Origin of the sequence: Algoriphagus alkaliphilus (assembly GCF_900103735.1) — a bacterium.
Taxonomy (GTDB): Bacteria; Bacteroidota; Bacteroidia; order Cytophagales; family Cyclobacteriaceae; genus Algoriphagus; species Algoriphagus alkaliphilus.
The window spans coordinates 1-2,231 of sequence record NZ_FMXE01000072.1 but is presented as its reverse complement, the minus strand read 5'-3'; the positions used below and the strand labels follow the sequence as shown (position 1 = coordinate 2,231).

Sequence of the window (2,231 nt, the reverse complement as noted above, 5' to 3'; positions counted from 1 at the left end):
CTAATCCAATAATTTAGTTTCTTGAGACTTCCAGAAAATAAGCTAAAAGAATTTCTGACGGCTTTTTGGTAATGGTAAACATTCGGTTTTTACTTTAAAAGAATCTGATATCCCAGCTGATCCGTCCAGAAATCACCCTTGAGTTGATGTTTGGAATTGGAGAAATTTCCTTCTAGCAGAAAATTGTTGAATTCCTGAACGATCAAGGATTCTCCAATTCCGATTCCATATTGGAACCTTGCGGTAAATTAGGAATACTCCGATACCGAAAAGGCGAACCTGCCTTAAGCCGAATTAGGACCGAAATGCCATTCGTCCGTTCCTGAGCGGTATAAGGCATTTGCTCAAGAGGAACAATACTCCAATCACCGCCTTGGCGGGGTTCTTTTTTTCCTTTTCATTTCTAGCTTGTAACGAAATCATTTAAAAGAACGTCTTAAAACTAAATTTAGATGAATATGAAAACCCTGATTAAGAAAATTATAGTGTTTTTAACAGGCTTTGTTTTTTTAGCCTGTGAAGACGACTCATTGCCAGACTGTGTGAAAGGTAAAGTGATTGGGTACGAAAGGTGTTCTAATGTAACATTGATTAAAGTGATTTCAGGTGACTTAAAAGGAGATTTAATTAGTTCGTTTGGAAGAACTTTTGAAAATGTTGTCCAATATCCAAACGTTCCATCAAGTCAAATTTTTCCACCAATAATTGTTGGAAATGATAGTATTGTTTTTTTTAACTATAGATATTTCAATAAGGATAAAGATGAATATCCTGTTGATGATGATTTTTGCAATGGTAATACTGGTCCTTTTGAAATTCCTACTATAATAATAACCAATTATTCAACTTCAAACTGCCCTTTAAGCCATGAGAAGTAATCGAATCGTTCTAATTATTTCCTTTTTGTTGCTATCTTCCACGTAATTGTTAACCCAAGAAGATAGCTATTACTGGTCGGCGAACCAAAAGCATTCCCTTCAGGAGGATAGAAATCATGTAATCATTAGTGTGGCCTCAGCCAATGTGGATGTAGTGAAAAGTAAAATTCAGGCTGCGTATTCTGTGAGGAATATAAACCTCCTCAGGTCAGTGAGCGGGTTGTTGATCGAGTTTAGCCAAAATGCACCTAGCTTGGAATCACTTATTCGTTCCCATCCTCAAATTGAGGCCGCGGCTTATGGTCTGAGGTTGGAAGGAGAAGGACCTCCCGTTTTCCCGACAGGCGAGATCTTATTGCAGCCGAAAGAAGGCATGGAAATCCATGGGATATTGAAACTAATTTCAGCAGAGTACCTTTCATATGAAGCTACAAAGTACGATACCTATACCATACGGATAAAGGATTGGCAGAAAGTTATTAGCCTAGCCAATAAAATTTATGAAAGCGGTTTGGTCAGGTATAGTCATCCCAACTTTATTGCAGCTATTGAAAGATATCAGGTAACCCCCACCGATCCGCTTTATGTTCAGCAATATTACCTCAACCAAGGCAATAACATAGACATCAATGCCCCACAGGCCTGGCAACTAAGTAGGGGGCTGAGCCAAGTGAGAGTAGCGGTAATTGATGATGGAGTAGAGGCTCACGAAGACTTGAATGGAAGGGTGGTGCAAGGTTTTACACCAACGGACCCAAATGGATTTGGTACCCCGGCAGACCCTACCTGGCCTGATAATATTTTTCCATTTACCCCTGCTAGTCATGGACAAGCATGTGCCGGCATTATCGGTGCTACACATGAGAATGTGGGTGTGGCAGGGGTTTACCCGTGTGCCCAAATAGTACCAATTAATATTTTCAATGAATGGTTTATTGACGACAATGGCAGTTTTCAATTTGTCAACTATAACGAAGATGTCAATGATCTCAGAAATGCAATTGATTGGGCTTGGAATGAAGGACAGGCAGATGTTCTGAGTAATTCATGGGGCTTTCGGAACCAGAATGCAAATTTTGATGCAATTACATTTGCTATCAACAGGGCAAGAACTTTGGGAAGAGGCGGGCTCGGTAGTGTAGTAGTTTTTGCTTCCGGTAATGAACACCAAACTTTCAGCGGAGTTACATTTCCAGCTAATGTCAACGGTGTGATCGCAGTCGGGGCTATAGACAGAAATGGAAACATATGGAACTACAGTAGCCGGGGACCTCAAATGGACTTGGTTGCTCCTTCAGGTAATGTAGGTGGAGCAGGTGATCTCGTCACTACGGACAGAATGGGTAATCTTGG

At 40.5% G+C, this 2,231-nt stretch carries 2 protein-coding genes; both read left to right on the top strand.

Features of this window, described 5'->3' with window-relative positions; genetic code table 11:
- Nucleotides 1-458 precede the first annotated feature (458 nt).
- Nucleotides 459-878, top strand: coding sequence for a hypothetical protein (locus BLQ81_RS21805; RefSeq protein WP_139183715.1), 420 nt, complete (start codon nucleotides 459-461; stop codon nucleotides 876-878).
- Between the two features lie 46 nt (nucleotides 879-924).
- The coding region (locus tag BLQ81_RS21800) for a S8 family peptidase (protein WP_175454322.1) at nucleotides 925-2,231 on the top strand (1,307 nt) is incomplete at its 3' end.

What these genes read in the sequence shown, in the direction of transcription:
- BLQ81_RS21805 (WP_139183715.1), top strand. Translation starts at nt 459, where the DNA reads ATGAAAACCCTGATTAAGAAAATTATAGTGTTTTTAACAGGCTTTGTT.